Below are 16,776 nucleotides of genomic sequence, written 5' to 3'. Positions count from 1 at the left end.
TTACCAAAATCGTCGAAATTCAGGTTATAGAGACGCCTACAAGTAGTAAGAGTCCTGTTTAGCTTGACCTCTTGATTCTTAGATGGATATATTCTAAATGTATAGGCTTTTTTCATACCAACGTTGACAACCTATTAGTAGCTTCGACACTATATATGCTTATGCCTATCCCTAAAATCCAGCGTTGACAACTGTTTTTTGGGATAGGTAATGTTTATAAAAGTGGGTACGATTCATCCCCTGTCTGAAGACTGGGGTCTTCTCTACCCCTCTACCCCCATCCTTCATAACTTGATTCTATTACAACCATCCATTTTGGAGATATGTTTTTATATCCCTTGAGTTCTTTATGGATAAACCAGCTCCAATTCAAACACAGTTCGAAATGAGAGTTGTTCAAAATAAAAGCATAATTATGGAAAACGAGAATAAAACCATCGAACCTCCAAAAGATGCAGTTCTTGAAAGGCTTGAACAGATGCTGAAAACGATGCCTGAAGCCTCAAGGCAGCCAATACTTGATTTGATCAACAAAAGAAAAGTAGAGCTCGGGCTTGCGAAGTCGGGCTTGCCTTCCGCGGGTTATATACTGAAAAAACCAAAGGCTAAACCCAGGCCGATATCAAAAGAGAAGAAGGAATCGCTGCGAAAAATCGCGAAGAATGTCGGTACGGTCAAAGAAACTGAGGAAGTTAACCCTCACGACATTGATATTAAAAATGAGCCTCTTAAAAAAGATAAGAAGGTCATAGAGGAAACGGATTCCTATAAACATTGATTTTCTGGTTACCCCTGCACGGAAGTTATATAAATTCTTGGCTCTAATTATGCAAGTAAAATATGAAACATGAGATGAACAAAAAATCTGGGGTTAAAATAAATAGCAATTTCCATGAGGTTCGCCCAGGATACATAAAGAAATTACAGAGAATCGAAAAGAATGGTAAGTTCCAGTCGTTCATGACTGTTGATGACCTGAGAAAAATAATAGAAGTTTTTAGCCCTCCTCATTTTTAATGTTAATAGCAACAGAGTGATAGGATGAGATTTCTTGATTTAGCTCGTTTCCAATCGTTGCCATGCGGTTATCACAAAATTTTAGCCAATCCCTGCAAATATACCACTAAAACCCATCCTTTTCATGTCAACCGATAAAATCATCATAAAAGGCGCCCGCGTCCACAACCTCAAGAACATAGACCTTGAGCTTCCAAGGAACAAACTGATAGTAATTACCGGACTTTCCGGTTCAGGAAAATCCTCGCTCGCTTTTGATACGCTCTACGCCGAAGGACAGCGCAGGTACGTTGAGTCGCTGTCTGCGTATGCCCGCCAGTTTTTGGGGCAGATGGACAAACCCGATGTGGAGTATATCGAAGGTCTCTCGCCCGCCATATCCATCGAACAGAAATCCACAAGCAAGAATCCCCGCTCGACCGTCGGCACGGTCACGGAGATATATGACTACCTCCGCCTGCTGTATGCAAGGATAGGCAGGCAGCACTGTCCCAACTGCGGCAGCGAAATAACCCCGCAGACCGTGGAGCAGATTGTGCAGAGGCTCATGGCGCTGCCTGAAGGCACGAAGCTACATGTGCTTTCCCCTCTTGCCAGGCAGAGGAAAGGCGAGTATAAACAGACGTTCGAGGACCTTGCGCACTCCGGGTTCAGCCGCGTACGGGTGGACGGCAAGATGTACGAATTATCCGAAGAGATAGCCCTGAACAAGCAGCAGAAACACGATATTGATGTTGTCGTGGACCGCCTGATAATAAAAACCGGGATAGAGGAAAGACTTGCAGATTCGGTTGAGACCGCGCTTAAAGAAGGGAACGGGATAGTCGTGGCGGACGTAGTTGGAAGCAATGAGCTTCTGTTCAGCGAACACGCTGCCTGCACAAAATGCGGCATCAGTTTTGAGCCGCTTGAACCCAACATGTTCTCGTTCAACAGCCCCAGAGGCGCATGTCCAGCATGCCAGGGGCTCGGGAGCACGATGGAGTTTGACCCTGATCTCATAATCCCGGATAAAAGCAAATCGATACGCAAAGGGGCGATCGAACCGTGGAAGTTTGAGTATGGATACTACAGCCAGATGCTTCAGTCCGTTGCAAAGCATTACGATTTTTCGCTTGATTCCCCGTTCTCGGAGCTTGCGCCGGAGCACGTGGAGATACTACTGCATGGCAGCAGGGAACAGATCCATTTCAGGTATGTACCGCGCGAAAAGGAAGGTCTCTGGGAACACTGGAGCAGCTTTGAAGGGATAATACCACACCTGGCAAGGAAGTACAGGGAATCGCAGTCCGAAGAAGCCAGGGAAAAAATACAGCAGTACATGAGTATTAAACCGTGTACGGTTTGTAATGGCGAGCGCCTGAAACCCTCAAGCCTTGCGGTCACGGTGGCGGATAAATCCATTATTGCCACGACACGGCTTTCGGTGAAAAAGGCTCTGGAATTCCTCGATATAATCACATTCAGCGAAAAAGAGGCGATAATATCAAAGCCCATTATGAAAGAACTCCGGGCGCGCCTGGGATTCCTGATGGACGTGGGGCTTGATTATCTCACACTTGACAGGGCGGCGGGCACGCTTTCAGGAGGGGAGAGCCAGAGGATACGGCTTGCCACGCAGATCGGCTCAAGTCTTGTCGGTGTGCTCTACATCCTGGATGAGCCCAGTATCGGGCTCCACCAGCGGGATAACGGCAGGCTTATACATATGCTGACTCAACTGCGTGACCTGGGCAACACGGTGATAGTAGTCGAGCATGATGAAGAGATGATCCAGAGCGCTGATTTTATCGTGGATATGGGACCCGGCGCAGGAGTGCACGGCGGCGAAGTCGTGGTTACAGGGAGCCAGGAAGAGGTCATCAACTGTGAGAACTCGCTGACCGGGAAGTACCTCAGTCATAAAAAAATGATATCTGTGCCGTCCCGGCGGAGAAAGCCGAAGGGCAAAATAACTATCGTAGGCGCAAGCGAGAACAACCTGAAACAGATAGATGTTAACATCCCGCTCGGTGTTATGACCTGCGTCACCGGCGTATCAGGTTCTGGCAAGAGCACGCTTGTTAATGACATCCTTTACAAGGCGCTGGCGCAGAAATTTTACTTTGCAAAAGAAAGACCCGGCAGGCACAGGGGCATAATCGGGACAGAGAATATAGATAAGATCATAATAATCGACCAGTCCCCTATCGGCAGGACGCCGCGCTCAAACCCTGCCACGTACACGGGGGTTTTTACCCCGATAAGAGACCTGTTCGCCAGACTCCCTTCCTCAAAAGCGCGGGGCTACCTGCCCGGCAGGTTCAGCTTCAACGTAAAAGGAGGACGGTGCGAAGCCTGCAGGGGAGATGGCATCATTACTATCGAGATGCATTTCCTTCCCGATGTCTATGTGCCGTGCGAGGTTTGCCACGGGAAACGCTTCAACAGCGAAACCCTTGAGATAACATACAAGAGCAAGAATGTAGCGCAGGTGCTGGATATGACCGTGGAAGAGGCGCTTGCGTTCTTTGAGAACATACCGAGGGTCAGGCGCCAGTTCCAGACGCTATTTGACGTAGGACTCGGATATATAAGGCTCGGGCAGCCTGCCACAACCCTCTCAGGAGGAGAGGCACAGCGCATCAAGCTGTCCACAGAGTTAAGTAAAAGAAGCACGGGAAAAACCCTCTATATCCTGGATGAGCCGACGACAGGGCTTCATTTCGCGGATATACAGAAGCTGCTTGATATGCTCTCCCTGCTCGTAGATGCGGGCAACAGCGTTGTGGTGATCGAGCATAACCTGGATGTAATAAAAGTGGCTGATTACATAATCGACCTGGGGCCTGAAGGAGGGGATAACGGCGGACGAGTCGTGGCTGAGGGGACGCCAGAAAAGGTGGCAAGGATTGAGGGGTCTTATACGGGATTTTATTTAAGGAAAGTGCTGGATGGATATAGGAGCATATAGATAAGATAGCTAAAATATGCATCTGCTCATGGAGGAGATGAGAAGAGCCTGTAGAGTACGCAAAAGCTAATTTTTAAATACGATTCAATATATAAAGGAAATAAAAATGGCAATCAAGAAAAGTGAATTATACAGCTCTCTTTGGAAAAGCTGTGACGAGTTAAGAGGTGGGATGGATGCCTCGCAATACAAAGATTATGTACTGGTATTGTTATTCGTAAAATATGTATCAGACAAATACGCAGGCAAAGCAGATGCTCCAATATTAGTTCCCGAAGGCGGCGGCTTCAAAGATATGGTTGCCTTGAAGGGAAAAAAAGAAATTGGCGATAGCATTAACACTATCATAAAAAAGCTTGCAGAAGCCAACGGCTTAAAGGGTGTAATTGATGTAGCTGATTTCAACGATGATGATAAACTGGGCAAAGGAAAGGAAATGGTTGACAGGCTAACCAACCTCGTGGGAATTTTTGAAAATGAAAGCCTTAATTTCAGTAAGAACAAAGCCGATGGCGATGATATTTTAGGCGATGCCTACGAATACCTGATGAGGCATTTTGCAACTGAATCGGGTAAAAGCAAAGGGCAATTTTATACACCGGCGGAAGTCTCGCGAATACTGGCTAAGGTGATTGGCATCAATCAGGCAAAAAGCCAGGAACAAACAATTTACGACCCTACCTGTGGGAGTGGGTCGTTATTATTAAAAGCCGCCGATGAAACTGAGCACGGTGTTACTATCTACGGGCAGGAGATGGATAATGCCACGGCTGCACTGGCTAAAATGAACATGATCCTGCACAACAACCCGACGGCTGTAATCTGGAAGGACAACACACTCTCAAAACCTTATTTCAAGAATCAGGACGGAACGCTTAAAACCTTTGATTTTGCAGTTGCCAATCCTCCCTTTTCTAACAAAGCCTGGAGCAATGGATTTGACCCGGCAAATGACCAGTACGAACGTTTCAAGGGATATGGCATACCGCCTAAAAAAAATGGCGATTATGCTTTTCTGTTACATATGATCCGTTCACTTAAAAGCAAAGGCAAAGGTGCTATCATTTTGCCGCATGGAGTGCTTTTTCGCGGAAATGCCGAGGCGGAAATACGCAGAAACATCATTCGCAAGGGATTTATCAAAGGTATTATCGGCTTACCTGCCAACCTCTTTTACGGCACCGGTATCCCTGCGTGTATCATTGTTCTTGATAAAGAAAATGCTGAGAGCCGCAGAGGTATTTTTATGATCGATGCAAGCAAAGGCTTTGTAAAGGACGGCAATAAGAACCGCTTGCGTGAGCAGGATATCCACAAGATTGTGGATGTATTTAACAAGCAAACAGAATTACCTAAATTCGCCCGCATGGTATCCCTGGATGAAATTGAACGGAATGAGTATAACCTGAACATCCCACGTTATATCGACAGCCAGGAAGCCGAAGATATACAGGATATTGAAGCGCACCTGTTTGCCGATATTCCGAACAGGGATATTGATGATATGGAAAACTACTGGAAAGTGTATCCATCGCTGAAAGATGTGCTGTTTACAAGAAACCAGAGAGAAGGCTATCTCAAACTGAAAATACCGCAGGGGGAGATCAAGCATACCATTTTTTCGCACCCTGAATTCGTGAGCTATATCCAGGAGGTGAATGCCGTTTTTAGTAAGTGGCAGGAAAAAAATATACCGTTACTAAAGAATCTGGGTATTGGCACCAGACCAAAAAAGGTTATACATGACTTATCTGAGGATATACTCCAATCGTTTGCCGATAAAAACCTGATTGATAAATACGATGTTTATCAGCATTTTATGACCTACTGGATGGAAACCATGCAGGATGATGTTTACCTGATCGCCGCAGATGGCTGGAAGGCTGAATTGTCTCCTGTCAGGGGAAAGAAAGATGAGTGGGACAGCGACCTTGTGCCGAAACAACTGGTGATCAACAGGTATTTTGCCGCAGAACAAGAAGCCATAAAGCAACTGGAAACCGACCGCGATGCCATAACCCGCCAGATGGAAGAGATTGAGGAAGAACACAGCGGCGAAGAGGGTCTGCTGGATGAAGTGAGAACCGACAGGGGCAAGATAAGCAAAGGCAATGTGCAAAAGCGTATCAAGGAGATCAGGAACGATGCTGATGCTGCCGAAGAATTGAAAGTATTTGAGGGTTATTTGAAGCTGATAGAAAAAGAAGCCGATGCCAGCAGAAAAATTAAAGATGCACAAATGACCCTGGATAAAAAAGTAATAACCAGATACAAAGCGCTTACAGAAGATGAAGTGAAAACATTAGTGGTGGACGATAAATGGATGGCTGCCATTTGCCAGGATATAAAATCCGAAATGGAACGCATCTCCCGGCGCCTTACCCGGCGCATTAACGAACTGGCAGAGCGCTATGCTGTGCCCATGCCTGTATTGAAAACAAAAGTGGATGAATTGGAAACAAAGGTGAACAGGCATTTAGAGAAAATGGGCTTTGCTTTTTGATCAATTAAATACAGAACTGGCAGATATGTCAAAAGAAAAGGTGAAAATATGGAACTAGAAGAGATCATAAATATCCTGAAACAGGTAAACAACGAAGTTAAGCAGAGGTATAAAGCAAAGGTAAAAGGGATATTTGGCTCTTATGTACGGGGAGAAGAACATGCGGGAAGCGATATAGATGTTCTTGTGGAGTTTGAAAAAGGGGCGAATCTTCTGCATTTTGTTGGTCTCTCACTTTTTCTTGAGGAAAAAATCGGTATCAAAGTCGATGTCGTGCCATTTGATACGATAAGAAAAGAAATCAAAGAACAGGTTTTTAAAGAGGCTGTTTATTTATGAGGGATAACAAACTGTATTTGAAAGATATTTTAGATGCGATGTCTGCAATTGAACGGTTTGTAGAGGGAGTGGATTTTGAGAATTTTAAGAACAATGATGAAAAATCAAGCGCTGTAATAAAAAAGTTTGAAATTATTGGGGAAGCTGCCAAGAATATTCCGGAAGATATCAGACAAATGTATCCCGATGTTCCATGGAAAGAAATGTCAATGTTCAGGGATAAGCTTGTTCACTTTTATTTTGGTATGAAGTATGAAATTATATGGGCTACGATCAAAGATGTCATTCCCCAGTTAAAACCTGTAATTCGTAAAATCCTGGATGATTTAGAGGCTGGAAAATGAAAAGCCACAGAGCACACAGAGTCCACAGAGCAAAACCGCAGTTCTGTGTATTTTCCGCGCCCTTTGTTTATCAAAATATCGATGCCTTTTTGCCACAGCCTATGGCAAAATTGCCATCCGGCTATGAACTGACCCGCGCTCTGCCTGAAAACCTTATATCCAGCCTGCCGGGCATTGAGGAACTTGAAGCGGAACCGGGCGGGATACATAAAGAGGAAAACGGCGATGAGTGATATACCGGAAGGATTTAAGCAAACTGAGGTTGGAATTATTCCGAGGGATTGAGAAGTGAAAAAATCTGACATTAACAATCGCAAATCAATGGGACTAAAAAAACCCGGAGTTATTATCCCCGCACCTGTTGCCTTAATAGATATGCCTAAAGGATATGAATCTTTTTTAAAAAATCTCAAGGAACGCATTATCAGCGAACGACTCAAAACCTTGCTTTCAGCCAATGCAGCAATGATAATGTTGTACTGGGAAATTGGCAAGTCCATACTTTCACGCCAACAATCCGAAGGCTGGGGCGCAAAAGTCATTGACCGCCTTTCTCATGATTTGAAAACCGCCTTCCCTGATATGAGCGGATTCTCTCCAAGAAATCTCAAATATATGCGAAAATTTGCGCAAGCATGGCCAGACAGAGAAATAGTGCAACGCACCGTTGCACAAATTCCGTGGCGCAGCAATTTAACGCTTCTGGATAAACTGGATGACCCCCAACTTCGACTCTGGTACGCGCATAAAACCCTGGAACTCGGTTTGGGTAAAGATATGCTGGTGTTTCAAATAGAAACGAAATTGCATCTAAGAGAAGGTTCGGCTGTCAATAATTTTAAAGTTGCTTTACCCCCGGCTGAATCGGACATGACATCACAGGTATTTAAAGACCCTTATATTTTTGATTTTTTAGGTACGGCTGATCCGCGTAGAGAAGCCGAACTGGAACAAAAACTGATCGACCATATCCAAAAGTTCCTTTTAGAGTTAGGACTGGGTTTTGCTTTCGTAGGAAGGCAGGTTCACTTAGAAGTTGGCGGAAGCGATTTCTATATTGATCTGCTTTTTATCATCTTAAACTTCGGTGCTATGTAGTAGTAGAGCTTAAAGCAGGTGAATTTGATCCCGGATATATCAGTAAGCTGAATATGTACCTTAATATTGTTGATGACCTGCTGCGCCATCCTGATGATAAAATAACCATCGGGTTACTGCTTGTTAAATCTAAAAATAAAATGATGGTTGAGTATTCCCTGGCAGGCTATACCAATCCGATTGGTGTGGCAAACTGGGAACGCCAGATAACTCAATCATTACCGAAAGAATTGAACGGTATTCTCCCAAGTATTGAAGAGATTGAGGCAGAGTTGAGGGGAGAAAATGATGAGTAATATACCTGAAGGATATAAGCAGACGGAGGTGGGTGTTATTCCGGAGGAGTGGGAGGTGAAGAAGTTGGGGGATATTTCGGAGATTATTATGGGACAATCCCCTGCGGGAAACTCGTATAATCAAAATGCTAATGGTATTGCATTGATAAATGGGCCAACAGAGTTTACAGAAAAATATCCTATTAAAATTCAATGGACAACATTACCGACAAAACTTTGCAAAGAAGGAGATATTCTGCTATGTATCAGGGGAAGTTCAACTGGAAGAATGAATATTTCTAATGAAAGTTATTGCATAGGACGAGGCGTTGCGGCTATAAGAGCCAAAGTAAATTCAGATGGTTCATTTCTCGAATTTCAAGTTCAAAATGCTGTAAAAAAGATCCTCGTATTAACTACCGGTTCTACTTTTCCAAATATTGATGGCAAATCATTAAAAAACATTGAGATTGCCGTTCCACCCCTCCCCGAACAACAAGCCATCGCCTCCGCCTTAAGCGATGTGGATGCACTCATTACCGCACTGGAGCAGCTCATCAACAAAAAGCGAGACATCAAACAGGGAGCCATGCAGCAACTCCTAACTGGTAAAAAACGCCTGCCAGGGTTTAGTGGGGAGTGGGAAATAAAAAAGCTGGGGGAGATTGCTGATGTGAAAACCGGTCCTTTTGGTTCCTCGCTTCACGAAAGAGATTATGTTGTGGATGGAACTCCTATAATCACGGTGGAGCATTTAGGAGAACGGGGAGTAGTTCATGAGAATTTACCAATGGTTTCAGATTTTGATAAAAATAGATTAAATGCATACGCACTACAAGCTGATGATATTGTTTTTAGTCGCGTCGGTTCAGTTGATAGAAATTCATTAATTAAAGAAAAAGAAAATGGTTGGCTATTTTCTGGTCGTCTTTTGAGAATAAGACTAAATACCAAGTATATATTTCCTGCATATCTAAGTTATTATTTTCATCAAGAACCAACAAAACAACGAATAAGAAGTGTTGCAGTTGGTCAAACAATGGCTTCCCTAAATACTGAAATATTAAAAAACATTGAAGTTGCCTTTCCTCCAACAGTAAAAGAACAAATCGCCATCGCCCATATCCTCCGCGACATGGACACCGAGATAGAAGCCCTGGAACAAAAACGGGATAAGTACAGAGCACTCAAGCAGGGAATGATGCAGGAATTGCTCACCGGAAAAACGAGGTTGGTATGACGGCAATCGGGCAAAAAGAACGCCTCACACAGAACCGTGTGGTAGCCCTGTTCCAGAAACAACTGGATTATGATTACCTTGGCAACTGGGAAGACCGTGAGAACAACAGCAACATAGAGGAGGACATTTTACGCAAATACCTGACCGGGAGAGGCTACAGCCAGGCGCTCACCGGCAAAGCCATCTACCAGCTTACCCAGGCAGCGACCAACCAGAGCAAGAGCCTGTACGATATCAATAAAGATGTTTACACCCTGCTGCGCTATGGCGTAAAGGTGAAGGAAGATGTGGGAGAGCGCACCCAAACAGTATGGCTCATAGATTGGGAAAATCCGGGGAAAAATCATTTTGCCGTAGCCGAAGAGGTTACGGTGAGAGGCGAAAACAAAAAGCGCCCCGATGTGGTTCTGTATGTCAACGGCATTGCGCTGGGGATACTGGAGCTTAAACGCAGCACAATATCGGTTTCCGAAGGCATTCGCCAGAATATCGACAACCAGAAGCAGGTTTTTATCCGTCCGTTTTTTGCCACCATTCAACTGATAATGGCAGGCAATGATACCGAAGGCGTTCGTTATGGCGCTATAGAAACCCCTGAGAAATACTACCTCGCATGGAAAGAAGAAAGCGGTATAGAAAACGCTCTTGACAGGCATATTGTTCAGTTGTGCCGGAAAGACCGGTTTCTGGAGATACTGCACGATTTTATTGTATATGACCGGGGCATCAAGAAGCTGTGCCGCCACAACCAGTATTTTGCAGTTAAAGCCTCGCAGGAGAGCCTGCGAAAACGTGAAGGCGGCATCATCTGGCACGCACAGGGCAGCGGCAAGAGCCTTGTCATGGTCTGGCTTGCCAAATGGATAGGCGAGAATATCAATAATTCCAGGGTGCTGATAATTACCGACCGCGACGAGCTGGATAAGCAGATAGAAAAAGTGTTCAAAGGCGTAAGCGAAGACATTCACCGGACTAAAAGCGGTATGGATTTGATTGGAAAATTAAATGCGGCAGCGCCGTGGCTGCTCTGCTCGCTTATCCATAAATTCGGCAATAAAGAGGAAGCCGATTATGATGCGTTTATTGAAGACCTGAAGAAAAATCTGCCCGGGGACTTCAGGGCTAAAGGCGATATCTATGTGTTTGTAGATGAGTGCCACCGCACCCAGTCAGGCAAGCTGCACGAAGCCATGAAAAAGATCCTGCCCAATGTTGTGTTGATCGGTTTTACAGGCACGCCTCTCCTTAAAAAAGATAAGAAAAAAGCCTGGAAGTATTTGGCAAATACATCCACACCTACAAATTCGATGAAGCAGTTGCTGACAAGGTGGTGCTTGACCTGCGCTACGAGGCGCGCAACGTAGACCAGAATATAACCTCGCAGGCAAGGATTGATGAGTGGTTTGATGCAAAGACCAGAGGATTGACCGACTACGCTAAAATAGAACTCAAAAAGAAATGGGGAACCATGAAGCGTGTCCTCAGTTCACAATCCAGATTGGAAAAAATAGTAGCCGACATTTATTTTGACATAGAGACAAAAGACAGGTTGCAGAACGGGCGGGGTAATGCCATGCTGGTGTCAGGCAGCATTTACGAGGCATGTAAATATTATGAATTGTTCCAGAATGCAGGTTTGAAAAAATGCGCCATTGTCACATCGTACACTCCCAGAACAGGCGACCAGAAAGGCGAAAGCACCGGCGAAGACTCACCTACAGATAAGCTGAAAAAATACGAGGTTTACCAGAAAATGCTGGGCGGCAAAGATCCTGAGAAGTTTGAAGATGAAGTAAAAAAGAAATTCATAGAAGAGCCTGCCCAGATGAAACTGCTCATTGTGGTGGATAAGCTGCTTACGGGCTTTGATGCTCCTTCGGCTACCTATCTCTACATTGATAAAAGCATGCAGGACCACGGGCTGTTCCAGGCGATCTGCCGGGTGAACCGCTTGGATGGTGAGGATAAAGAATACGGCTATATCATTGATTACAAAGACCTGTTCAAAAGCCTTGAAAAATCAGTAGATGATTATACATCCGGCGCATTTGATGCTTACGACGATGAAGATGTGAGCGGATTATTAAGTAACCGTTTGAAGGAAGCAAAGGAACATTTAGACAATGCGCTTGAAAGTATCAAAGCATTATGCGAACCTGTAGCGCCGCCAAAAGATTCTCAGGCTTACAGGCATTATTTCTGTGGTGACCCGGAAAATAAAGGCGAACTAAAAGAAAATGAACCAAAGCGCATAGCGTTATACAAGCATACATCAGCGCTGGTCAGAGCCTATGCCGGCATTGCCAGTGAAATGGAGAAAGCAGGTTATTCGCCTGATGAAATCGAACATATAAAAAATGATGTTAAGTATTATGAAGATGTTCGTGCAGAGGTAAAACTGGCAAGCGGGGATTACATTGATTTGAAAGTCTACGAGCCAGCCATGCGCCATTTAATAGACACTTATATCAGCGCCAGAGAAAGCCAGAAGATTTCAGCGTTCGATGATACGACTCTGATCGAGCTAATCGTGAAACGAGGTGCAGATGCTGTAGCAGCATTGCCAGAAGGCATTAAACGAAATAAAGAAGCTGTGGCTGAAACCATTGAGAACAATATGCGCAAACTGATCATTGATGAAACGCCTACAAATCCGAAGTATTACGAGAAGATGTCTGCGTTGCTGGATGAATTGATCAAAGAACGAAAAGAAGAAGCAAGAAATTATGAGGAGTACTTAGCCAAGATAGTCGAATTAAGTAAAAAAGTAAAAAATCCTGCCAGTTCAGCTTCCTATCCTAAAACACTGGATTCCAGTGCAAAAAGAGCCCTTTATGATAATTTAGGCCAGGATGAAGAACTTACGGTAGCTCTGGATGCTGAAATTTGTCACACGAAAAAAGACGGATGGCGAGGTAATATAATAAAGGAACGCGAAGTAAAATATGCGATAAGAAAACACGTTAAAGACGGTTCAGAAGTGGAACGTGTTTTTGAATTAGTAAAAAATCAGAGCGAATATTAGTATGCACCAGATTACGGTAGGCAACATATCAATAGATGTGGTGAGAAAGGATATTAAAAATCTGCATCTTGGAGTGTATCCGCCCAACGGCAGGGTGCGTATTGCTACACCTTTGAAAATAGATGATGAGGCTGTTCGACTTTTTGCCATCTCAAAAATGGCATGGATAAAAAAACAGAAATTAAAATTTGAAACCCAGGAACGCCAGTCAGAACGCAGATTTGTGTCAGGTGAAAGCCATTATTATAGAGGCAAGCGCTATTTATTAAATGTTATTTATCACAACGCTCCCCCCAGAGTAGAAATACGCAAAATAAACTGTATTGACCTTTACGTTAGAGAAGGTAGCACTGACGAAAAGCGAGAAAAAGTACTTACAGAATGGTATCGTAAGCAACTCAAAGATCAGATACCGGCACTGATTGATAAATGGCAAAAGATAATTGGGGTGGAAGTATGTGATTGGGGTATTAAGCGAATGAAAACCAAATGGGGCACTTGTACTATTGCGGACTGTCGCATCTGGTTAAATCTTGAACTGGCGAAAAAGCCAGAACATTGTCTTGAATACATTATCGTACACGAAATGGTACACCTAATAGAGCGCAACCACAACGACTGTTTCGTAGCTTACATGGACAAATTTATGCCCCACTGGCATTTCTATAAAGAAGAGCTGAATCGCTCAATTTTGAGTCATGAAATTTGGAGTTACTAAAATAAAAGCACAGATTAAAAACTTGAAAAAATCCTTAACCCATAACAGGTCATACGGTCTTTATTTCAAAACCTTCAAACATCTTCCTCATAATGGTATCCTGACATGTACCGAAGCCCGGGGTTGCAATTTTTCTGCCATTCAGGTCTTTGATGGACTTTATATCAGAATCGCCCCTCACTATGAGAGAACTCCCGCCTGTGTTCACTCCGTTGATCACATGAACCCTGCCGTTATCGTTCACCCTGTACCTTAAAAGTACGGTCGAGCCAAGGGTCGCGGCGTCCACATCGCGATTATCAAGAGCCTCTGTTATTGCGCGCCCGCTCCTGTACTCAGTGAACCGGACATTCTTTCCCGGCTTAAGACCAACCTTTTCAAAATAACCTTCTTTCTGGGCTATATACATTCCAAGGTAATGGATATTGCCTCCTATATATCCAAACCTGAGGCTCCCGTTAACTGCCGGTGGTGTCCAGTCAGGATCGTCGTCCAGCCTTTGTCGTATCTCGGTGTAATATTTATCAAGATAAATACTCGCCAGGAACTCATCGGTATCATTATATCCCATTGAAACTATGGGTTTCTTGAGAACATCGGCTTTACTGAGTATCTCTATGCCTTTTTTCATCTGGTTCAGATCCGGATATTCTACATATATAGTGTTATTTATAGCAGCCGAGACCGTTGATTTATCCATCCCGGAAAATTCCGCCCCGTACTGTAAGACTTTTTCCCTGTTCGCCGGATCATTGATGAATCGCGTACCTTTTAGCTGTACCCATACAAGCGCTTTTATCGTATCTTCGTCTTTGAAGTCTTCAGAGATTGCCAGGACGCAGGACGGGTGGTTTTCCCATACATCTTTAGAATTAACAAGGTAACTGCCATAACCGTCAACTACCGCCTTTGCAGGATACGGCTCCCATGAAATAAAACCTGCAATCGATCCGTTTTTTAATGCCGATGACATTTCATTTGCTGTCATGGATACGACATATATTGACTTTTGGGCATGGGATTTCTCATAGATTGCAAACCCGCCAGAAAGTACCAGTCCGATTATTAATATATATATGTAACTTTTCATAACCCGACCTTTTTTAACCTGAAACTAAAGGCGCTACCTTTCCCGGGTTCGCTCTCCACGTGGATCTCACTACCATGCGCTCTGATTATCCCGCTGGATATTGAGAGCCCAAGCCCGCAGCCACCTATTTTCCTGCGGGACGCGCTGTCCACCTGGTAAAATTTTTCAAATATCTTTCCTAATTTTTCTTTTTCTATCCCGACACCCGTATCTTTCATTTTAACCTCTATACCGTCCACCTCATCCTTTGCCGATAAAAGGATACTTCCACCATCCGGGGTGAACTTTAATGCATTTTCGAAGAGATTGTTCAAAACAATAATAAGCTTTTCCCTATCTGCAAGTACAGAAGGGAGTTTTTCCGGAATATCCAGAGAGACTGTTATGTTTTTTTTCAAAGCGAGCTGTCTGATATTTTCATAAGCCATGTTCGCTATTTCACCAAAGTCCGCATGTTCCAGCCGGAATTCCATTTTACCGGCTTCGATCTTTGACAGGTCAAGGATTTCATTGATAAACCGTGTCTGGCGGTCGATGTTCCTTATCATCGTCTTTAGAAGTTGTTTTTTTACGGCGGGATCCATATTTTCTTCGGATTCCAGACACTCGGCAGACAGTCTTATAGACGAAAGAGGTGTTTTGAGTTCATGCGATACCAGAGAGATAAAATCGGATTTCAGCTTATCAAGTTGCTTTAATTCTTCGTTGGCTGAGATAAGTTTTTTATTTTTCTCCTCCAAATCTTTATTTGCTATTTCGATTTTATCTTCCAGCTTTTTTCGTATGTCCAGCAATTCAGCCGAAGTCCTGTTGAATATCTCGGTCAGCCGGCCTATTTCATTACTGGAAGATACCTTTATCGGTTTGAAATCACCTTTAACCAGACCGGTAGCTCCTTCTTCAAGAGATTTTATAGGGTCTGTGAGTCTTCTTGAAATAACCATTACAAGAGAGATGACAACGATAATAGCAAGAGAAGATATACTCACTATGAGCTGTCCCAGCGTCAGAGCTCCCTCATATGCCTCATCTATATTTTCCTCTACTATGATTCCCCATCTGTAAAGCGGCAGCCAGTAATAGGAACCAAGCACCTTTTCACCTTTATAGTTCGTGTACTCGTTTATCCCGTTCTTTTCATAGGTCACTTCTCTGACGGCAAAATTATTATTGATGCTGTCAAGCAGTATTTTAGACCTGTTTTTGTGGAAGATGATGTTCCCATCCTTATTGACTATGAATACTTCCCCGGATCTTCCTATATCTATTTTCTCGATTATCCTGTACAGGTTCTCAAGACTTACCCTTGCTGCCAGTATCCCTGCGATGGTGCCGTTCTTTATAACAGGATTGGCAATTATTATTTCAGGAGAACCATTGATTTCTGAGATAGAAATATCGGATATGTAGAGTTTTCCTCTGGCAGCTTCGATGAAATAATGTTCTTTACCGGCATTTCCTGTGTTGTTAAGTGTTGAGAATATTATGTTCCCTTCAGCATCGAGTATAAAGAATTCACTGTAAACCCCCTGATGTTCCCGCTCAAAGGTGTTCAGATACTCGCGGGACCGTTCTTTATTTTTGAACGCAATTATCCCGGACCGGGAGATGACACGTATATCATCCTCTCTTGCATCCATCCAGTTATCTATCGCATTACCTGTATTTTCGGTCGCGCCGAGCAGGTTCGCCATCACCGAGTCGCGGATAGCATCTTTGCTGTAGTCATAGGATATGTAAACAACTATGGATAGCGGTATTACAGATATAATCAGGAAAAAGAGGATTTGCTCAGACCGTATGTTCACATATCTGCCCCCGGTCTATGCAGTCCTCGTTTTTCCGATGCGTTTTTTAGACGTGCTTTTGGCTCATAGGGATCTAGAGGTTCATTTTTATAATCAATCACAATCTCCACCGCCTCTCACCTTTACCTTTATATCATCAGGCAATTAACGCCATTATCATCATACTTCTTTAAGTACTTTTTCAAAACTCTTTTTCCGTGTGTAGTCCCGAAACCTTTGGCTTTATATACCCATCTTCTCGGCATGGGAAAACGAAATAAGGTGGTAAAATTAACCAAGAAAAAGATAAGTTATATCATTCGTTCCAAAATGAGGAATGATAGTAACAAAAACATCTCGGTGGATATGAAAATAAGTAAATCCACT

13 protein-coding genes and 1 pseudogene are annotated in these 16,776 nt (G+C 43.7%); 11 read left to right on the top strand and 3 right to left on the bottom strand.

Features of this window, described 5'->3' with window-relative positions; translation table 11 throughout:
* Nucleotides 1-116 (bottom strand): helix-turn-helix domain-containing protein (locus tag MNV_RS05415; protein WP_143311650.1); only part of this gene is annotated, 116 nt, incomplete at its 3' end.
* A gap of 233 nt (nucleotides 117-349) precedes the next feature.
* On the opposite strand from MNV_RS05415, the gene MNV_RS05410 reads away from it, so the two are divergent.
* The 11 genes and pseudogenes from MNV_RS05410 to MNV_RS05365 all read left to right on the top strand — a co-directional run bounded on the left by MNV_RS05410 (nucleotide 350) and on the right by MNV_RS05365 (nucleotide 13,512).
* Nucleotides 350-778 (top strand): hypothetical protein, encoded by a 429-nt coding sequence (locus MNV_RS05410; protein ID WP_096204341.1) that lies wholly within the window; start codon nucleotides 350-352, stop codon nucleotides 776-778.
* 363 nt (nucleotides 779-1,141) lie between these two features.
* Nucleotides 1,142-3,970: an excinuclease ABC subunit UvrA gene (uvrA, locus tag MNV_RS05405; RefSeq protein ID WP_096204340.1), complete on the top strand. Its 2,829-nt coding sequence runs from the start codon at nucleotides 1,142-1,144 to the stop codon at nucleotides 3,968-3,970.
* Between the two features lie 106 nt (nucleotides 3,971-4,076).
* Nucleotides 4,077-6,473 (top strand): type I restriction-modification system subunit M, encoded by a 2,397-nt coding sequence (locus tag MNV_RS05400; RefSeq protein ID WP_096204339.1) that lies wholly within the window; start codon nucleotides 4,077-4,079, stop codon nucleotides 6,471-6,473.
* A gap of 48 nt (nucleotides 6,474-6,521) precedes the next feature.
* Nucleotides 6,522-6,812: a nucleotidyltransferase family protein gene (locus MNV_RS05395; RefSeq protein ID WP_096204338.1), complete on the top strand. Its 291-nt coding sequence runs from the start codon at nucleotides 6,522-6,524 to the stop codon at nucleotides 6,810-6,812.
* A complete protein-coding gene (locus MNV_RS05390; protein ID WP_096204337.1) occupies nucleotides 6,809-7,156 on the top strand; it encodes a HepT-like ribonuclease domain-containing protein in 348 nt (115 codons plus the stop codon). Before MNV_RS05395 ends, MNV_RS05390 begins: the two co-directional genes overlap by 4 nt.
* A complete protein-coding gene (locus MNV_RS05385; protein ID WP_096204336.1) occupies nucleotides 7,153-7,389 on the top strand; it encodes a hypothetical protein in 237 nt (78 codons plus the stop codon). Before MNV_RS05390 ends, MNV_RS05385 begins: the two co-directional genes overlap by 4 nt.
* A gap of 88 nt (nucleotides 7,390-7,477) precedes the next feature.
* A pseudogene (locus tag MNV_RS05380) lies at nucleotides 7,478-8,550 on the top strand (PDDEXK nuclease domain-containing protein).
* Nucleotides 8,540-9,769 carry a restriction endonuclease subunit S gene (locus tag MNV_RS05375; protein WP_096204335.1) on the top strand — a complete coding sequence of 410 codons (1,230 nt, stop codon included), beginning with the start codon at nucleotides 8,540-8,542 and terminating at the stop codon, nucleotides 9,767-9,769. The pseudogene MNV_RS05380 and the gene MNV_RS05375 overlap by 11 nt, the downstream one beginning before the upstream one ends.
* Nucleotides 9,766-11,133, top strand: a complete 1,368-nt coding sequence (locus MNV_RS20515; protein WP_256999958.1) for an HsdR family type I site-specific deoxyribonuclease — start codon at nucleotides 9,766-9,768, stop codon at nucleotides 11,131-11,133. The genes MNV_RS05375 and MNV_RS20515 overlap by 4 nt, the downstream gene beginning before the upstream one ends.
* Nucleotides 11,097-12,794 carry a type I restriction enzyme subunit R domain-containing protein gene (locus MNV_RS20510; RefSeq protein WP_256999957.1) on the top strand — a complete coding sequence of 566 codons (1,698 nt, stop codon included), beginning with the start codon at nucleotides 11,097-11,099 and terminating at the stop codon, nucleotides 12,792-12,794. Before MNV_RS20515 ends, MNV_RS20510 begins: the two co-directional genes overlap by 37 nt.
* 40 nt (nucleotides 12,795-12,834) lie before the next feature.
* Nucleotides 12,835-13,512 carry a M48 family metallopeptidase gene (locus MNV_RS05365; RefSeq protein ID WP_256999956.1) on the top strand — a complete coding sequence of 226 codons (678 nt, stop codon included), beginning with the start codon at nucleotides 12,835-12,837 and terminating at the stop codon, nucleotides 13,510-13,512.
* A gap of 49 nt (nucleotides 13,513-13,561) precedes the next feature.
* On the opposite strand, the gene MNV_RS05360 is transcribed toward MNV_RS05365, so the two are convergent.
* Nucleotides 13,562-14,602, bottom strand: a complete 1,041-nt coding sequence (locus MNV_RS05360) for an ABC transporter substrate-binding protein (RefSeq protein ID WP_096204333.1) — start codon at nucleotides 14,600-14,602, stop codon at nucleotides 13,562-13,564.
* Nucleotides 14,599-16,410, bottom strand: coding sequence for a sensor histidine kinase (locus tag MNV_RS05355; protein WP_096204332.1), 1,812 nt, complete (start codon nucleotides 16,408-16,410; stop codon nucleotides 14,599-14,601). Before MNV_RS05355 ends, MNV_RS05360 begins: the two co-directional genes overlap by 4 nt.
* Nucleotides 16,411-16,776 lie beyond the last annotated feature (366 nt).

Source organism: Candidatus Methanoperedens nitratireducens, from assembly GCF_900196725.1.
GTDB classification, from domain to species: Archaea; Halobacteriota; Methanosarcinia; order Methanosarcinales; family Methanoperedenaceae; genus Methanoperedens; species Methanoperedens nitroreducens_A.
This window is presented reverse-complemented; position numbering and strand designations above follow the sequence as displayed.

Excerpts from the sequence above, each read along its gene's own strand:
- MNV_RS05395 (WP_096204338.1), top strand. The coding sequence starts at position 6,522 with ATGGAACTAGAAGAGATCATAAATATCCTGAAACAGGTAAACAACGAA.
- MNV_RS05385 (WP_096204336.1), top strand. The coding sequence starts at position 7,153 with ATGAAAAGCCACAGAGCACACAGAGTCCACAGAGCAAAACCGCAGTTC.
- MNV_RS05360 (WP_096204333.1), bottom strand. The coding sequence starts at position 14,602 with ATGAAAAGTTACATATATATATTAATAATCGGACTGGTACTTTCTGGC.
- MNV_RS05400 (WP_096204339.1), top strand. The coding sequence starts at position 4,077 with ATGGCAATCAAGAAAAGTGAATTATACAGCTCTCTTTGGAAAAGCTGT.
- MNV_RS05410 (WP_096204341.1), top strand. The coding sequence starts at position 350 with ATGGATAAACCAGCTCCAATTCAAACACAGTTCGAAATGAGAGTTGTT.
- MNV_RS05375 (WP_096204335.1), top strand. The coding sequence starts at position 8,540 with ATGATGAGTAATATACCTGAAGGATATAAGCAGACGGAGGTGGGTGTT.
- MNV_RS05390 (WP_096204337.1), top strand. The coding sequence starts at position 6,809 with ATGAGGGATAACAAACTGTATTTGAAAGATATTTTAGATGCGATGTCT.
- uvrA (WP_096204340.1), top strand. The coding sequence starts at position 1,142 with ATGTCAACCGATAAAATCATCATAAAAGGCGCCCGCGTCCACAACCTC.
- MNV_RS20515 (WP_256999958.1), top strand. The coding sequence starts at position 9,766 with ATGACGGCAATCGGGCAAAAAGAACGCCTCACACAGAACCGTGTGGTA.